The 14,790-nt window shown below is 66.6% G+C and carries 14 protein-coding genes; 11 read left to right on the top strand and 3 right to left on the bottom strand.

All coding sequences use genetic code 11. The annotated features are described in order from the left end of the window. The first annotated feature begins 26 nt into the window (after positions 1–26). The 5 genes from Y887_RS01760 (at position 27) to Y887_RS01740 (ending at position 3,624) form a co-directional block, all read left to right on the top strand. Complete coding sequence (locus Y887_RS01760; RefSeq protein WP_046962721.1) at positions 27–593, top strand: YqgE/AlgH family protein; 567 nt, start codon at positions 27–29, stop codon at positions 591–593. Further along, positions 586–1,053: a Holliday junction resolvase RuvX gene (gene ruvX / locus Y887_RS01755; protein WP_046962720.1), complete on the top strand. Its 468-nt coding sequence runs from the start codon at positions 586–588 to the stop codon at positions 1,051–1,053. Before Y887_RS01760 ends, ruvX begins: the two co-directional genes overlap by 8 nt. A 13-nt stretch (positions 1,054–1,066) precedes the next feature. Next, positions 1,067–2,014, top strand: a complete 948-nt coding sequence (locus tag Y887_RS01750; protein WP_046962719.1) for an aspartate carbamoyltransferase catalytic subunit — start codon at positions 1,067–1,069, stop codon at positions 2,012–2,014. A 420-nt stretch (positions 2,015–2,434) separates the two neighbouring features. After that, positions 2,435–2,869 (top strand): OsmC family protein, encoded by a 435-nt coding sequence (locus tag Y887_RS01745; RefSeq protein ID WP_046962718.1) that lies wholly within the window; start codon positions 2,435–2,437, stop codon positions 2,867–2,869. Positions 2,870–3,021: 152 nt separating this feature from the next. Continuing rightward, positions 3,022–3,624, top strand: a complete 603-nt coding sequence (locus Y887_RS01740; protein WP_084725894.1) for a glycine zipper 2TM domain-containing protein — start codon at positions 3,022–3,024, stop codon at positions 3,622–3,624. Between the two features lie 270 nt (positions 3,625–3,894). Here Y887_RS01740 and Y887_RS01735 read toward each other — a convergent pair whose 3' ends face one another. Together Y887_RS01735 and Y887_RS01730 are read right to left on the bottom strand one after the other, a co-directional pair. Then, positions 3,895–4,776 (bottom strand): PhzF family phenazine biosynthesis protein, encoded by an 882-nt coding sequence (locus Y887_RS01735; RefSeq protein ID WP_046962716.1) that lies wholly within the window; start codon positions 4,774–4,776, stop codon positions 3,895–3,897. Between the two features lie 31 nt (positions 4,777–4,807). After that, entirely contained in the window at positions 4,808–5,686 is an 879-nt protein-coding gene (locus Y887_RS01730; RefSeq protein WP_046962715.1) for a PhzF family phenazine biosynthesis protein, read from the bottom strand. A gap of 181 nt (positions 5,687–5,867) precedes the next feature. On the opposite strand from Y887_RS01730, the gene Y887_RS01725 reads away from it, so the two are divergent. The 5 genes from Y887_RS01725 to Y887_RS01705 all read left to right on the top strand — a co-directional run bounded on the left by Y887_RS01725 (position 5,868) and on the right by Y887_RS01705 (position 12,901). Then, on the top strand, positions 5,868–8,477 hold the full coding sequence (locus Y887_RS01725; protein WP_046962714.1) for a bifunctional aspartate kinase/diaminopimelate decarboxylase: 2,610 nt from the start codon (positions 5,868–5,870) through the stop codon (positions 8,475–8,477). Continuing rightward, complete coding sequence (locus tag Y887_RS01720; RefSeq protein WP_046962713.1) at positions 8,461–8,925, top strand: hypothetical protein; 465 nt, start codon at positions 8,461–8,463, stop codon at positions 8,923–8,925. The genes Y887_RS01725 and Y887_RS01720 overlap by 17 nt, the downstream gene beginning before the upstream one ends. Next, positions 8,922–10,277, top strand: a complete 1,356-nt coding sequence (gene murL, locus Y887_RS01715) for a UDP-N-acetyl-alpha-D-muramoyl-L-alanyl-L-glutamate epimerase (RefSeq protein ID WP_046962712.1) — start codon at positions 8,922–8,924, stop codon at positions 10,275–10,277. Before Y887_RS01720 ends, murL begins: the two co-directional genes overlap by 4 nt. Continuing rightward, entirely contained in the window at positions 10,258–11,667 is a 1,410-nt protein-coding gene (murD, locus tag Y887_RS01710; RefSeq protein WP_046962711.1) for a UDP-N-acetylmuramoyl-L-alanine--D-glutamate ligase, read from the top strand. Before murL ends, murD begins: the two co-directional genes overlap by 20 nt. A gap of 433 nt (positions 11,668–12,100) precedes the next feature. Next, positions 12,101–12,901, top strand: coding sequence for a dienelactone hydrolase family protein (locus tag Y887_RS01705; protein ID WP_046962710.1), 801 nt, complete (start codon positions 12,101–12,103; stop codon positions 12,899–12,901). Positions 12,902–13,108: 207 nt separating this feature from the next. Here Y887_RS01705 and Y887_RS01700 read toward each other — a convergent pair whose 3' ends face one another. Then, complete coding sequence (locus Y887_RS01700; RefSeq protein WP_046962709.1) at positions 13,109–14,107, bottom strand: polyprenyl synthetase family protein; 999 nt, start codon at positions 14,105–14,107, stop codon at positions 13,109–13,111. Between the two features lie 261 nt (positions 14,108–14,368). Between Y887_RS01700 and ssb the strand changes: the two genes are divergently transcribed. Next, a partial coding sequence (gene ssb / locus Y887_RS01695) for a single-stranded DNA-binding protein (protein WP_046962708.1) occupies positions 14,369–14,790 on the top strand: 422 nt, incomplete at its 3' end.

The raw sequence follows: 14,790 nt of genomic DNA, 5'->3' as shown, positions 1-14,790 counted from the left end.
GCGGAACGAACGGCTAGAATGCGGCCATGTCTGTTTTGCCCACGCCTCTGGCCAACCAACTGCTGATCGCGCTTCCGGCGCTGTCCGATCCCACCTTTTCGCGCAGCGTCGCGCTGATCTGCCAGCACGACGAAAACGGCGCGATGGGGGTGCTGGTCAACCGGCCATCGGAGTACACGCTGGGCGAAGTACTGTCGCAGATGGGCATCGACACCGACGACGCGCAGCTGCGCGAGCAGATCGTGCTCAGCGGCGGGCCGGTGCACCCGGAGCGCGGCTTTGTCATCCATGACGATGCGCGCGAATGGGATTCCAGCCTGGAAGTGGGGCAGGGCGTGTTCCTGACCACCTCGCGCGACATCCTCGAAGCCATGGCCGCTGGCGAAGGCCCGCGCAATGCGCTGGTGGCGCTCGGCTGCGCAGGCTGGGGGGCTGGACAGCTGGAGTTCGAATTGGGCGAGAACAGCTGGCTGACCGCGCCATCGGATGCCAATGTGCTGTTTGCCACCGCACTCGAAGATCGCTGGCAGACTGCCGCCGGGCGCATCGGTGTGGACCTGTTCCGGCTCACGGATTATTCCGGGCATGCCTGAGGCGGGCGCAATCCGCCCCGACGGCACGGTGCTGGGCTTCGACGTGGGGTCGCGCCGGATCGGCGTGGCGGTCGGTACCGCATTGGGTGCCGGTGCGCGTGCAGTCGCCGTCATCAACGTGCATGCCAACGGCCCGGACTGGGTCGCGCTGGATCGCGTGCACAAGGAGTGGCGGCCAGACGGCCTGGTGGTCGGCGACCCGCTCACGCTGGACGACAAGGATCAACCCGCACGCAAGCGCGCGCATGCCTTCGCCCGCCAATTGCGCGCGCGCTATGCGTTGCCGGTCGTGCTGATCGACGAGCGCTCCAGTTCGGTCGAAGCCGCGCAGCGGTTCGCGCGCGAACGCGCCGATGGGCGCAAGCGCCGCCGCGATGCCGACGCGCTGGACGCCATGGCGGCGGCCGTGATCGTCGAACGCTGGTTGGCCGCGCCCGACCAAGCCACTCTTCTCCCTTGATTCCCGACCTGCGATGACCACCATGCAACTCGATTCGGACGGACGCCTGCGCCACCTGCTTACCCTGGAAGGACTGCCGCGCACCACGCTGTTGCAACTGCTCGACCGTGCCGGCCAGATCCGCGATGCCGCAGTCGGCCGGGTCGGCAAGCGCAACGTGCTTGCCGGCACTGCGGTATGCACGCTGTTTTTCGAACCGTCCACGCGCACGCGCAGCTCATTTCATCTGGCCGCGCAGCGATTGGGCGCGGACGTGCTCAATTTCGACGCGTCCACCTCCTCCACCCGCAAGGGCGAGACCGCGCGCGACACCTTGAAGAATCTCGAGGCGATGGGCGTGCGCGGCTTCGTGGTGCGCCATCCGGACGACGGCGCGGTGCAGGCACTGGCCGAGGCCGCAGGCGAGGGCACCGCACTGATCAACGCCGGCGACGGGCGCAGCGCGCATCCGACCCAGGGCCTGCTCGACATGCTGACCCTGCGCCAGGCCAAAGGCACCGATTTTTCCAAGCTCAAGGTGGTGATTGTCGGCGACGTGAAGCACTCACGCGTTGCGCGCTCGGACCTGCACGCACTGCGCACGCTGGGCGCAGGCGAGATCCGCGTGTGCGGCCCGGCGAGTCTGTTGCCCGATGACGGCATGCTGGACGGCTGCGTGGTCGGCCAGGATTTCGACGCCATGCTGGAAGGTGCCGACGCCTTGATGATGTTGCGCCTGCAACGCGAGCGCATGGAAGAAGGCCTGGTGCCGTCGTTGGAGCAATACCACAGCGACTACGGCCTGACCCGCGAGCGTCTGGCACGCGCCGGCCGCGACGCCGCGGTGTTGCATCCGGGCCCGATCAACCGCGGCGTGGAAATCACCGACGAGGTCGCCGACGGCGCGCAATCGTGCGTGCTGCGTCAGGTCGCCAACGGCGTCGCCGTGCGCATGGCCGTGCTGGAAACATTGCTGGGCTGATTGCCTGAGCGACACTCGCACGCCGTGCGAGCGCAGTGCCTACGAAAGATCCGCCTGACCGGGTGCAGCGAGAGCCGTCGCGGCGCCCGTTTTTTTCCAAACGCAGGTCATGTATCACGGCGCATTGCTGCGTCCGAGCAAGCGCGCCTGTCAGCATCGTTACGCAGCCACCGGCTGCGCGCAGCCGGTGCTTCGAATCGAACTCCACCGCACCGAAGCGGGGCTTCCTTGCCATGCATGCCGGTGCCGCTGCGCGTCTGGTGTCTTGAGTCGCGGCCAATCTGCAGTTGGCCGCGTGACCAACGGCATGCAGCAGCGCACGCTCCTGCGATTCCCGATTCCCGATTCCCGGCAACAAGCACCAAGCCCTAACACCCGCTCGCCTATGGTGACGATCCCTTTCAATCGCAGGAGATCGCAATGGGTATTTCGCGTCACGCCACCGCTCACTGGGAAGGCGACCTCAAGACCGGCAAGGGTCAACTCAGCACGCCGCAAAGCGGCTTGATGGAGAACACCCGCTACGCCTTCAGCAGCCGCTTCGGCGACGAGAAGGGCACCAATCCGGAAGAACTCATCGCTGCCGCGCACGCGGGGTGCTTCACCATGGCGCTGTCGGCGCAGCTGACCGAAGCCGGTTTCCCGCCGACCTCGCTGGACACTCGCGCGGATGTGGACCTGTCGATGGAAGGCGGCCCGCAGCTGTCGCAGATCCGTCTCAAGCTCAAGGCCGTGGTGCCGGGGATCGACGAAGCCAAGTTCCGCGAGCTGGCCGATGCCGCCAAGAAGAATTGCCCGGTGTCCAAGGCACTGAGCGCGGTGCCGATCAGCCTGGAAAGCGAATTTTCCAACTGATCCGCCCTGAAGCTGCGCGCGTCGGCGGACCATGCCGGCGCGCACAGCTGGCGGCAACCTGAATAGGCCTTTGTACGGCCGGTTCGGTTCAGGGCGGTTTCACCGCAACAGGCCGAGCATCGGCAGCGTGTCCTCCCTGTGAAGCTGCCGCAATGAAAACTCTTGTGCTTGGTGCTCTGGTAATGGGTCTGGCCGTGGCGGGCAATGCAACGGCGCAGCGCTACGACAGCGGCTACCGCGACACCTATCGCGGCGGCTACGAGGACGGTCGTTACGAATACGCACGCGTCGTACGCGTGGACCCGATCATCGTGTCCGACTCCTACAACGAACGCAGCAGCGAGCGCTGCTACAACCGCCCCTCCGATGGGTACTACACCAGCAACGATGGCTATTACCGCGATGGCGGCGGCTATGGCACGCCCAATGCCTCCAACCGCGGCGTCGCCAGCGTGATCGGCGGTATCGCCGGTGCGGTGCTCGGCAGCCAGGTCGGCGGCGGCAACGGACGTCTGGTCGGGACCGCGGTCGGCACCATGGCCGGTGTGGCGGCAGGTCGCTCGATCTACGAAGCCAATCACCGCACCTACCAGGGCAACGTCAGCGTCTGCGAGCCTGTCTCGTACCGCACCACGCGCGAGCGTGTGGATGGCTACGACGTGACGTACGAATATGCCGGCCGCACCTACCACACGCACAGCGACTACAACCCGGGCGACCGGATCCGTGTGCGCGTGGATGTACGCCCCGACTGATTGAGTGCATCCGGGCTGTTCATAAAAACGCTGCGGCAGACCGCAGCGTTTTTTATTGCGAGACCTGCGGCAGGCAAGCGTTTGCGGAGCGTGCTTGACGGGCCGTCGCATTCGACAGGCTGCAAACGTTTCGGGGTGCGACTGCCGAACGCAGGCGCGTGAAGCGATGGATGGTGATCGGGCCGCATTCCCGGCGCAGAAGAATGCTTGCCGGGTTTGCCCGTGAACCACCCGCATCGGGTCTGGCGGATACAGCCACGCCCGCAGCACTCAGCCCCAGTCCAAGGTCCCGCGAATCACCGTCTGTACCTGGCCGCCGGACCACACGTCGCCGTTGCTGTCGATACGCAGTTCCAGCAGGGCATCGAAGCCGATCTCGCGGCCCTGGCTGACCACGTAACGCCGGTCCTTGCCTGGCAGCGCGTGGCGGCTGTCCAGCCAGGCCGCGAGCACGGCATTGGCCGCACCGGATGCCGCATCTTCGAAACGCCGGCCGTTGCCGACAAAGGCACGCACCGCCAGATCGTGGCTGCCGGCCTGAGCAGCACGTGCGTAGGCGAATACGCCCATGCTGCCGGTGGCTTCGGCCAGTGCGGCGATCGCGTCCCAGGTCGGCTGCAGGCCGCGCAATGCCGCTTCACTGGCCAGTTCCACCACCCACCAGGTGCGCCCCCCATCCATCAGCGCAGGCGGCAGGGTGCCGAGCGGCCAGCCATGCAGCGCATCGCGCAGCCGCGGGTCGTCGACGTCCACCTGTTCGGCAACGCGTGCGCGCGGCGTGCGGATGGCAATGCTGCGGTGGCCATCGATCTGCTCCACGCGCAGCGGCAACTGCCCGGCAATGCCGTCCTGCACCAGCAGGCCATCGTCCGGCGCGGCCAGCCCGGCGTCGAGCACCGCATGCGCCGTGCCCACGCTGGGGTGTCCGGCGAACGGGACCTCTTTTTGCGGCGAAAACATCCGCAGCCGGTAGCTGCTGTGCGCATCGGCCGCAGGAAAGACGAAGGTGGTCTCCGGCAACTTGGTCCAGCGGGCGATCGCCTGCATCGCCGCATCGTCCAGACCCTGCGCATCCAGGACCACTGCCAGCGGATTGCCGCTGCCGGGGCGGGCGGAGAACACATCCAGTTGCAGGAAACGGCGGGTGGTCATGGTGGCGGATCCGCGAACAGGGCGCGGTAGCTTACCAATCGATGCGGCCGTCGATCACCTGCAGCGTCGTTCCGCCAATCCAGACTTCGCCTGCATCGTCCACTTCCACGTGGATGCGACCATCGCGGCCGACCTCGCGGCCCTGGCTGGCGACATAACGCGCCGCTTCGCCCGGCAGGCGGTGTTCGCCATGCAGGCGCGCGGCGATGCAGGCATTGGCGCTGCCGGTGACCGGATCTTCGGGAATGCCGTCGCCGGGGCAGAACGCGCGCACCACCAGATCTGCGTCGGCATCCTGCACGGCTGCGTAAATGGCCAGCCCGGTGGCGGCGCTGGCCTGGGTCAGGCGGGTGATCGCGGCAAGATCCGGCGCGGCCTGACGCACCGCCACGGCATCGGCCAGCTCCAGCAGCCACCAGTTCGGGCCGTTGTTCCAGAGCGCTGCCGGCTGCGCTGCCACCCGCAATCCGGCGCAGGCTGCCTGCAATGCCGCCGTGTGGGTGTCGCCGGTTGCGATGACGCGTGCACGTGGCGCGCGCAGCCGCACCTGCAACGCGCCGTGGCGGTCGAACACGTCCACCGGCAAGACGCCGGCTGCGCATTGCTGGTGCAGTCGGCCATCGGCCTTGTAGCCGGTCACTCCATGGGTGGCCGCGACCCACGCCGCGCCGACGCTGGGGTGGCCGGCAAACGGCAGCTCTGCGCGTGGAGTGAAGATGCGGATGTGATAGTCGGCATCCGGCACGCTGACGGGCACAAAGAAAATCGTCTCCGACAGATTCAGCCATGCGGCGATCTGCTGCATCTGCTCAGCCGACAATGCGCCCGCGTCGAACACCACGCCCAGCGGATTGCCGGAGCCGGTGCGGCTGGCGAAGACATCCAGTTGCAGGTAGCGGTGCTTGCTCATGCGCGATGCGATCTCGGTGGTGGGAAGGGTGCGGATGGTTGCAGCGCAAACCGTTGCCGCGATGCAGAGCGGCGCTGCGGAGTGCGACCGCACGCGGGGTCAGATGCGCGCCATTGGCAGTAGAATCGCAGGTTCCGCCCGGCATCCCGGCTTCTTTCCCCCCATCATAAACGCCTACTCCATGTCAGCTCCCCACACTACCGATCGTTGGATCGTCCTCAAGTTCGGCGGCACCTCGGTGTCGCGTCGTCATCGCTGGGACACGATTGGAAAACTGGCGAGCAAACGGGCGAACGAAACCGGCGGCCGCGTGCTGGTGGTGGTGTCCGCGCTCTCGGGCGTGACCAACGAACTGACCGCCATCGCCGATGGCGCTGCCGATAGCGCACAGCGCGTGGCAGCGCTGGAACAACGCCATCGCGAATTTCTGGCCGAGCTCGAGCTCGATGCCGATGCGGTCCTCGGCGAGCGGCTGGCCGCACTGCACGCCCTGCTTGCCGATGCGCGCGCTGCCACGCGTACGCTCGATTGGCAGGCCGAGGTGCTGGGGCAGGGCGAATTGCTGTCCTCCACCATCGGTGCGGCGTATCTGCATGCCAGCGGCCTGGATATGGGCTGGCTGGATGCACGTCAGTGGCTGTCGGCGCTACCGCCGCAGCCGAATCAAAGTGAATGGTCCAAGCGCTTGTCGGTGTCGTGCCAGTGGCAGTCCGACGCAGACTGGCGCGCGCGCTTCGATGCCCAGTCCACGCGCTTGTTGATCACGCAGGGCTTTATTTCGCGCCATGCCGATGGCGGCACCGCGATTCTGGGACGCGGCGGTTCCGACACCTCGGCGGCGTATTTCGGCGCATTGCTGGGTGCCAGCCGCGTCGAGATCTGGACCGACGTGCCCGGCATGTTCAGCGCCAACCCGAAGGAAGTGCCGGACGCGCGCCTGCTGACCCGCCTGGACTATTACGAAGCGCAGGAAATCGCCACCACCGGCGCCAAGGTGCTGCATCCGCGTTCGATCAAGCCGTGCCGCGATTCCGGCGTGCCGATGGCGATTCTGGATACCGAGCGTCCGGATCTGCCGGGCACCAGCATCGATGGCAATGCCGAGCCGGTATTGGGCGTCAAGGCGATCAGCCGCCGCAACGGCATCGTGCTGGTGTCGATGGAAGGCATCGGCATGTGGCAGCAGGTCGGCTTTCTGGCCGACGTGTTTACCTTGTTCAAGAAGCACGGTCTGTCGGTGGACCTGATCGGCTCGGCCGAAACCAATGTCACCGTGTCGCTGGACCCGTCCGAGAACCTGGTCAACACCGATGTGCTGGCGGCGCTGTCGGCCGATCTGTCGCAGATCTGCAAGGTCAAGATCATCGTGCCGTGTGCGGCGATCACCCTGGTGGGGCGCGGCATGCGCTCGCTGCTGCACAAGCTCTCCGACGTGTGGGCCACGTTCGGGCAGGAGCGCGTGCACATGATCTCGCAGTCGTCCAATGACCTGAATTTGACCTTCGTCATCGACGAAGCCGATGCCGATGGCCTGCTGCCGATCCTGCATGCGGAACTGATCGACAGCGGTGCGATGCCGGTGAGCGAAGGCGAGGTGTTCGGGCCGCGCTGGCGGCAGATCATCGGCTCGGTGCGTCCGCGGCCCACGCCGTGGTGGCATGCCGAGCGCGCGCATCTGCTCTCGCTCTCCAAGGCCGGCACGCCGCGCTACGCGTATCACCTGCCGACGGTGCGTGCGCGTGCGCATGCATTGGCGCAGATTGCCGCAGTGGATCAGCGGTATTACGCGATCAAGGCCAATGCGCATCCGGCGATCCTGATGGCGCTGGAACAGGCCGGTTTCGGGCTGGAATGCGTTTCGCACGGCGAACTGCGTCGCGTGTTCGATACCTTGCCGGAGCTGTCGCCGCGGCGCGTGCTGTTCACCCCGAGTTTCGCGCCGAAGGCCGAATACGAAGCCGGATTCGCCCTCGGTGTGACCGTCACCGTTGACAACGTCGAAGCGTTGCGGCGTTGGCCGGAGGTATTTCGCGGCCGCAACGTGTGGTTGCGCATCGACCTGGGGCATGGCGACGGGCATCACGAAAAGGTCAATACCGGCGGCAAGGCCTCCAAGTTCGGCCTGTCGTCCACGCGTGTGGATGAGTTCGTCGAGGTGGCGCGCACGCTGGAGGTCACCATCACCGGCGTGCATGCACACCTGGGCAGTGGCGTGGAGACCGGCGAGCACTGGCGCATGATGTACGACGAACTGGCCGGGTTCGCGCGCCGTATCGGCACGGTGGAAACCATCGATATCGGCGGCGGCCTGCCGATTCCGTACAGCGCCGAGGACGAGCCGTTCGATCTGGACGTGTGGGCCAAGGGGCTGGCCGAGGTCAAGGCCGTGCATCCGGGCTATCGGCTGGCGATCGAGCCGGGCCGCTATCTGGTGGCCGAGGCCGGCGTGTTGCTGGCCGGCGTCACCCAGGTGATCGAGAAGGATGGCGTGCAGCGCGTCGGGCTGGATGCGGGCATGAACAGCTTGATCCGCCCGGCGCTGTACGACGCCTGGCACGATATCGAAAACCTCAGCCGGCTCGATGCCGCCGCCGACGGCACATTCGACATCGTCGGCCCGATCTGCGAATCGTCGGACGTGTTCGGCAAGCGTCGCCGTCTGCCGGCTGCCACCGCGCCCGGCGATGTGGTGCTGGTGGCCGATGCCGGCGCGTACGGCTATTCGATGGCCAGCACCTACAACCAACGCGAGCTGCCGCGCGAAGAGGTGATCGATGCGCCCGCTGGCTGAATTCGTCCTGCTCAGCACCCTGGCCGGTGGCGTGTCGATGGTGTTTTCCACTGTCATCGACATGGCCGGCCAGCGGATGCCGTGGGCCGATAGCCTGAAATGGGCGCTGCCGGCGCTGGTGGCGGCGGGCGCTGGCGCATGCAGCGCCGCGCTCTGGCAGCGTCGCCGCGATACGCGTGCGCCCGCGTCCGCCGGGCATGCCGGTGGCATGGCAGTACGCACGGTGGTGTTGAGTGCGCTCAGCTATCTGCCGGCGTTGCTGCTGTATCTGCTGGTTGCATTGGCGGCCACCGGCGATGCGCAGGTGATTGGCTCGCAAGTGATGTTGCTGTTGTTCGTCATCGGCTGCCTGCCGCTGCTGTGGGCTGCGGTGCCGTTTTCCATGATTGAATATGCCCTGTGCCGACGCTATCTGCGTCGGCAACGGGGTCTTGCAGGTAGTCCATGAGCGCTTTCGACAAACACCAGATATCCACCTTCCGTTTCGTGCGCTGCGCACTCGACGCGCAGACCGGCGTGGCGACGCTGGTGTATGCCTTCGACCAGGGGCCGGAACTGGTGGAAACCGTTGCCGTGCCCGGCGCGCCATTCGTGCTGGACGGCGCGCGTGCCGCCGCCGTGCAACAGGCCTTGCAGTTGCTGCACCTCATCGCGGGCGTGAGTTACTACAAGGCCGCCGTGCCGCCGACCATCGCCATCGACAGCTACAGCATCGATGCCGAAACCGCCGCGCTGGTGGAAAGCGTTTATCTGCACGGCCTGGGCGAATTCGCCTACCGCAATGGCTTGAACCTGCACGGCAAGATCCACTTTCCGGTGGCTGCGCAGGCAGCTGCGCAGGCGCCTGCGTTGGGCCTGCGCGAGCATGCCTTGGTGGCCATCGGTGGCGGCAAGGATTCGCTGGTCAGTATCGAAGCGCTGCGACATGCCGGCATCGAGCAGACCGTCAGCTGGATCGGCGGCTCGCAACTGATCCGCGCCTGTGCCGAGCGTACCGGCCTGCCGGTACTCAACATCGGCCGCGTGCTGGCGCCGGAGTTGTTCGAGCTCAATCGCCAGGGTGCGTGGAACGGGCATATCCCGGTCACCGCGGTGAATTCGGCCATTCTGGTGTTGTCCGCCTTGCTCAATGGCGTGGACCAGGTGGTGTTCTCCAACGAACGCTCGGCCAGCTACGGCAGCCAGATTCCCGGCACCGGCGAGGTCAATCACCAGTGGTCCAAGGGCTGGGCATTCGAGCAGGCGTTTGGTGCGCATGTGCAGCGCCACGTGGCTGCCGATCTGCGTTACTACTCGCTGCTGCGGCCGCTGTCGGAGCTGGCGGTGGCAAGGCAGTTCGCCAAGACCGATCACTACGACGCACATTTTTCCAGCTGCAACCGCAACTTCCACATCATGGGCGAGCGTCCGGTGCATCGCTGGTGCGGCGTTTGCCCCAAGTGCCATTTCGTGTTCCTGGCATTGGCACCGTTCATGCCCAAGACGCGCCTGGTCAAGATCTTCGGGCGCAATCTGCTCGACGATGCCAGCCAGGCCGGTGGCTACGATGCGCTGCTGGAGTTCCAGGACCACAAGCCGTTCGAATGCGTGGGCGAAGGCCGCGAATCGCGTGCGGCGATGGCGGTGCTGGCAACGCGCGCCGAGTGGAAGGAAGACGCGCTGGTGAAGCGTTTCATCCGCGAGATCCAGCCGCAGCTGGATGCGCAGGACCTGCAGGTCGAGCCGTTGATGGCCATCGACGGCGAGCACCGTATCCCGGCGGCGCTGTGGGAGCGCGTGCGTGCGAATTTCGCAGCTTGAGGGCAGGGCGGTTGCATTGTGGGGGTGGGGGCGCGAGGGACGCGCTGCCTATCGCGCGCTGCGCAGCGCATTGCCCACGCAACCGCTGACCGTCTTTTGCAACGCCGAAGAAGCGCGCGAGCTGGATGCATTGGCCGATGCGGCGTTGCAGGTGGAAACCGACGCCAGTGCGCAGGCGCTGGGCCGCTTCGAGATCGTGGTGAAGTCGCCGGGCATCAGTCCGTATCGCGCCGAAGCGCTGACCGCCACTGCCGCGCACGGCACCCAGTTCATCGGCGGCACGGCGCTGTGGTTTGCCGAACACGCGCAGGCCGACGGAAGCGTATCCGGCGCGATCTGCGTGACCGGGACCAAGGGCAAGAGCACCACCACCGCGTTGCTGGCGCACCTGTTGCGCTGCGCCGGACATCGCACCGCCCTGGTCGGCAATATCGGCCAACCCTTGCTGGAAGTGCTGGCACCGCAACCGCCGCCTGCGTACTGGGCGATCGAGTTGTCCAGCTACCAGACCGGAGAGGTCGGGCGCAGTGGCGCGCGCCCGCAACTGGCGCTGGTCCTGAACCTGTTTCCCGAACATCTGGACTGGCACGGCGACGAGGCGCGCTACGTGCGCGACAAACTGTCGCTGGTGACCGCCGGCCGGCCGCGGATCGCCCTGCTCAATGCCGCCGATCCGTTGTTGCGCGGGCTGCAGCTGCCCGACAGCGACGTGCGCTGGTTCAACCATGCCGACGGCTGGCACCTGCGCGGCGATGTGGTGTATCGCGGCGAGCAGGCCATCTTCGATACCGCCAACGTGCCGCTGCCTGGCGAGCATAATCGCCGCAATCTGTGCGCGGTGCTGGCCGCGATCGAAGCGCTGGGCCTGGATGCGGCAGCGCTGGCACCGGCCGCGCTGAGCTTCCGTCCATTGCCCAATCGCCTGCAGTTGCTCGGCAGCGTCGACGGCATCAGCTACGTCAACGACTCGATCAGCACTACACCGCATGCCTCGCTGGCCGCGCTGGCCTGCTTTGCGCAACGCCGCGTCGCCTTGCTGGTCGGTGGACACGATCGCGGGCTGGATTGGCAGGACTTTGCCGAGCACATGGCGCAGCAGGCGCCGCTGGAAATCGTCACCATGGGCGCCAACGGGCCGCGCATCCATGCGCTGCTGAAACCGTTGGCCGATGCCGGCCGTTTCGGCCTGCATGCCGCCACCGATCTGGAGCACGCCATGCAGCTGGCACGCGACGCGCTGGGCGCGCAGGGCGGGGTGGTGCTGCTGTCGCCGGGCGCCCCCAGCTTCGGTGCGTACAGCGATTACGTCGCACGCGGCCGGCATTTCGCCCAGTTGGCCGGATTCGACCCGGCGGCGATCAGTGCGATTCCCGGGCTGGGCGTGCAGTAACAAGAGTTGCCTGCGCCAACGCGGTGGTCATCGTGCTGCCGGCACGCTGGGAGTGCGAGGTGATCTTGGCGCAGTTGGCTGCGTTCGGTCCGGCTGGTGCCGATGTGACTTCCGGGCACGCGCGCGATAGACAGAAGTGCCTTCGCTGCTGCGATGGCCAGTGCCGCCGGCATTGGTGGAGAGTGCCAGAGAAGCTCAGCGCAACTGACAGGATTCAAGCCGGCTTCTTTCGCTGCGAATCCTGGAGAGGGAGCAGGAAGAGATGGTCGCCCTGCCTTTGCGAGGCGCGTGCCCTGCAGACGTTGGAGGGGAGGTGCACGGTAGCTCAAGGCCGGCCGACAGTCTGGCTGCCGGTTCTTGGGTTGAGGCGCATCGCGACCGCATCTGCACGCCGGCTCGGCCTACACTGCGCGCAAATCCCGGGAGCAAGCGCATGCACAAGCAACGGTCGTGGAGCGGTGTGGGTCTGGTCGGCGTGTTGGCATCGTTGGCATTTCCGGCGATGGCCGCGATGCAGGCCACGCCGCTGGAATGGAAGGTCGGCAAGGACACCTATAGCGGCGTGCTGGTCTACGACGATGCCGGCGACGCCAAGCGCCCCGGCCTGGTGATGGTGCCGAACTGGCGCGGCGTCAACGACTCGGCAGTGACCAAGGCCAAGCAACTGGCCGGCGACGACTATGTGGTGCTGGTGGCCGATGTGTACGGCAAGGGCAAGCGTCCGGCCAACGACAGCGAGGCCGGGCAGTTTGCCGGCGCCCTGAAGAAGGATCCGCCGACGCTGCGCGCCCGCGCGCTGAAAGCGGTGGATGTGCTCAAGGCGCAGGCCGGCAAGGCGCCGCTGGATGCATCACGCATCGGTGCGGTGGGGTTCTGCTTCGGCGGCACCACGGTGCTGGAGCTGGTACGTGCCGGTGCGCAGCTGGCCGGCGTGGTCAGCCTGCACGGCGGTATCGCCACGCCTAGCCCGGCCGCTGCCGGCTCGGCCAGAACACCGCTGCTGGTGCTCAACGGCGCCGACGACACGAGCGTGAGCAAGGCGGACATCGCCGCCTTCGAAACCGAGATGAATGCCGCAGGTGCCGACTGGCAGTTCGTCAATTTCAGCGGCGCGGTGCATTGCTTTGCCGAAGCCGATGCCAACAGCCCGCCCGGTTGCCTGTACAACCCGCGCGCGGCCAAGCGTGCGTACCGCATGCTGGGCGACTTTTTCGATGAGCGATTTGGTCAATAGCCGGGATTGGGGATTCGGGATTCGGGATTGGCAAAAGCCCGGTCCCGGCCGTCAAGCAATCAACCTACTGAGTCCTTGTCCAGCAATTTGCACTGACCAATCGTTCGGCGGTCGAATGCCGGGAGTCGTAAAGGCGTGAGCAAAGCTGCTTTTGCGAATCCCCAATCTCCAATCCCAAATCCCGTCCGGAGCGCCCGGCGCTCCGGATCAGTGCGTGCGTTCGACCGCGTAGCGCGCCAGGCCGCGTAGCGCGGCAACCGCCGGGCTGGCGGGCAGGGTGTCCAGCGCCTGTTCGGCAGCGGCAGCGTATTCGGCGGCGCGCTGGCGGCTGTAGTCCAGTCCGCCGGTGGCATGGATGGCGGCCAATACTTCCGGCATCGCGGCTGCATCGCCTTGTTCGACGATCTGCCGCAGGCGCTGCTGCGTGGCCGCATCCGAATGCGCCATCGCATGGATCAGCGGCAGCGTGGCCTTGCCTTCGGCCAGATCGTCGCCCAGGTTCTTGCCCAGGTCGGTGGCATCTGCGGCGTAATCGAGCACATCGTCGGCGATCTGAAACGCAAAGCCCAGCTGCATACCGTAGTCGTAAAGCCGTTGCTGCACATCGGCATCCGCGCCCGAGGCCAATGCACCCAGGCGGGTGCCGGCGGCGAACAGCACGGCGGTCTTGCGCTCGATCACGCGCAGGTAGGCGGCTTCGTCGGTATCGGGGTTATGCACGTGCAGCAGCTGCAGCACCTCGCCTTCGGCGATGCGGTTGGTGGTGTCGGCCAGGATCTGCATGACTTCCATGCGGTCCAGCTCGACCATCAACTGGAAGCTGCGCGAATACAGGAAGTCGCCCACCAGCACGCTGGGCGCATTGCCCCACAGCGCATTGGCGGTACTGCGCCCGCGGCGCAGATCCGACTCGTCCACCACGTCGTCGTGCAACAGCGTGGAGGTGTGGATGAACTCGATGATCGCCGCCAACTGGTGATGCTCCGGGCCGGAGCCGCCGGCCGCGTGGCCGGCCAGCATCACCAGCATCGGACGCAGGCGTTTGCCGCCGGCGGAGATGATGTGATCGGCGATCTGGTTGATCAGCACGACGTCCGAGGCCAGACGGCGGCGGATCAGTGCATCGACCGCGGCCATGTCGGGCGCGGCGAGGGACTGGATCTGGGGCAGGCCCAGGACGGTGGGGAGGTCTTCGGCGATGGTCATGCGCAGGCGTTCGTGATGAGCGCCGATTATAGGTGTACGGGCCGGATCCGTCCCGCCGGGCGCAACCGCTGCCTTCATATTCGCCGTCGCGCGGCTGCAAAGGCCCGTGCGGGCTGGATTTCCGACCCTGGACCGGGCGCTTGCCCGGCAGCCGGGCGCGGCAACCTGCCACGACCGTCGGTGGGCAGGTGCGGTAACATTGCCGCACAGACATTCATCGCTGCGCGCCCCCGGCGCCAGCGCATCATTTCGGAAGCACCTATGGCCCGCGGCATCAACAAAGTCATCCTCGTCGGCAACCTCGGCAACGATCCCGACACCAAGTACACCCAGGCCGGCATGGCGATCACCCGCGTCAGCCTGGCCACCACCAGCATGCGCAAGGATCGCGAAGGCAATAACCAGGAGCGCACCGAGTGGCATCGCGTGGTGTTCTTCGGAAAGCTGGGCGAAATCGCCGGTGAGTACCTGCGCAAGGGCTCGCAGGTGTATGTCGAAGGCGAACTGCGCTACGACAAGTACACCGGTCAGGACGGCGTGGAAAAGTACAGCACCGACATCGTCGCCAACGAGATGCAGATGCTGGGCGGCCGTGGTGAAGGCGGTGGCGGTGGCGGCATGGGCGGCGATCGCCCGCAGCGCGCGCAAGCCCCGCGTCAGCAGCAGGGTGGTGGTGGTGGTGG

Source organism: Xanthomonas pisi DSM 18956, assembly GCF_001010415.1.
GTDB classification, from domain to species: Bacteria; Pseudomonadota; Gammaproteobacteria; order Xanthomonadales; family Xanthomonadaceae; genus Xanthomonas; species Xanthomonas pisi.
Note: the sequence above shows the minus strand (reverse complement) of the source record. Positions and strands in the feature narration are given on the sequence as shown.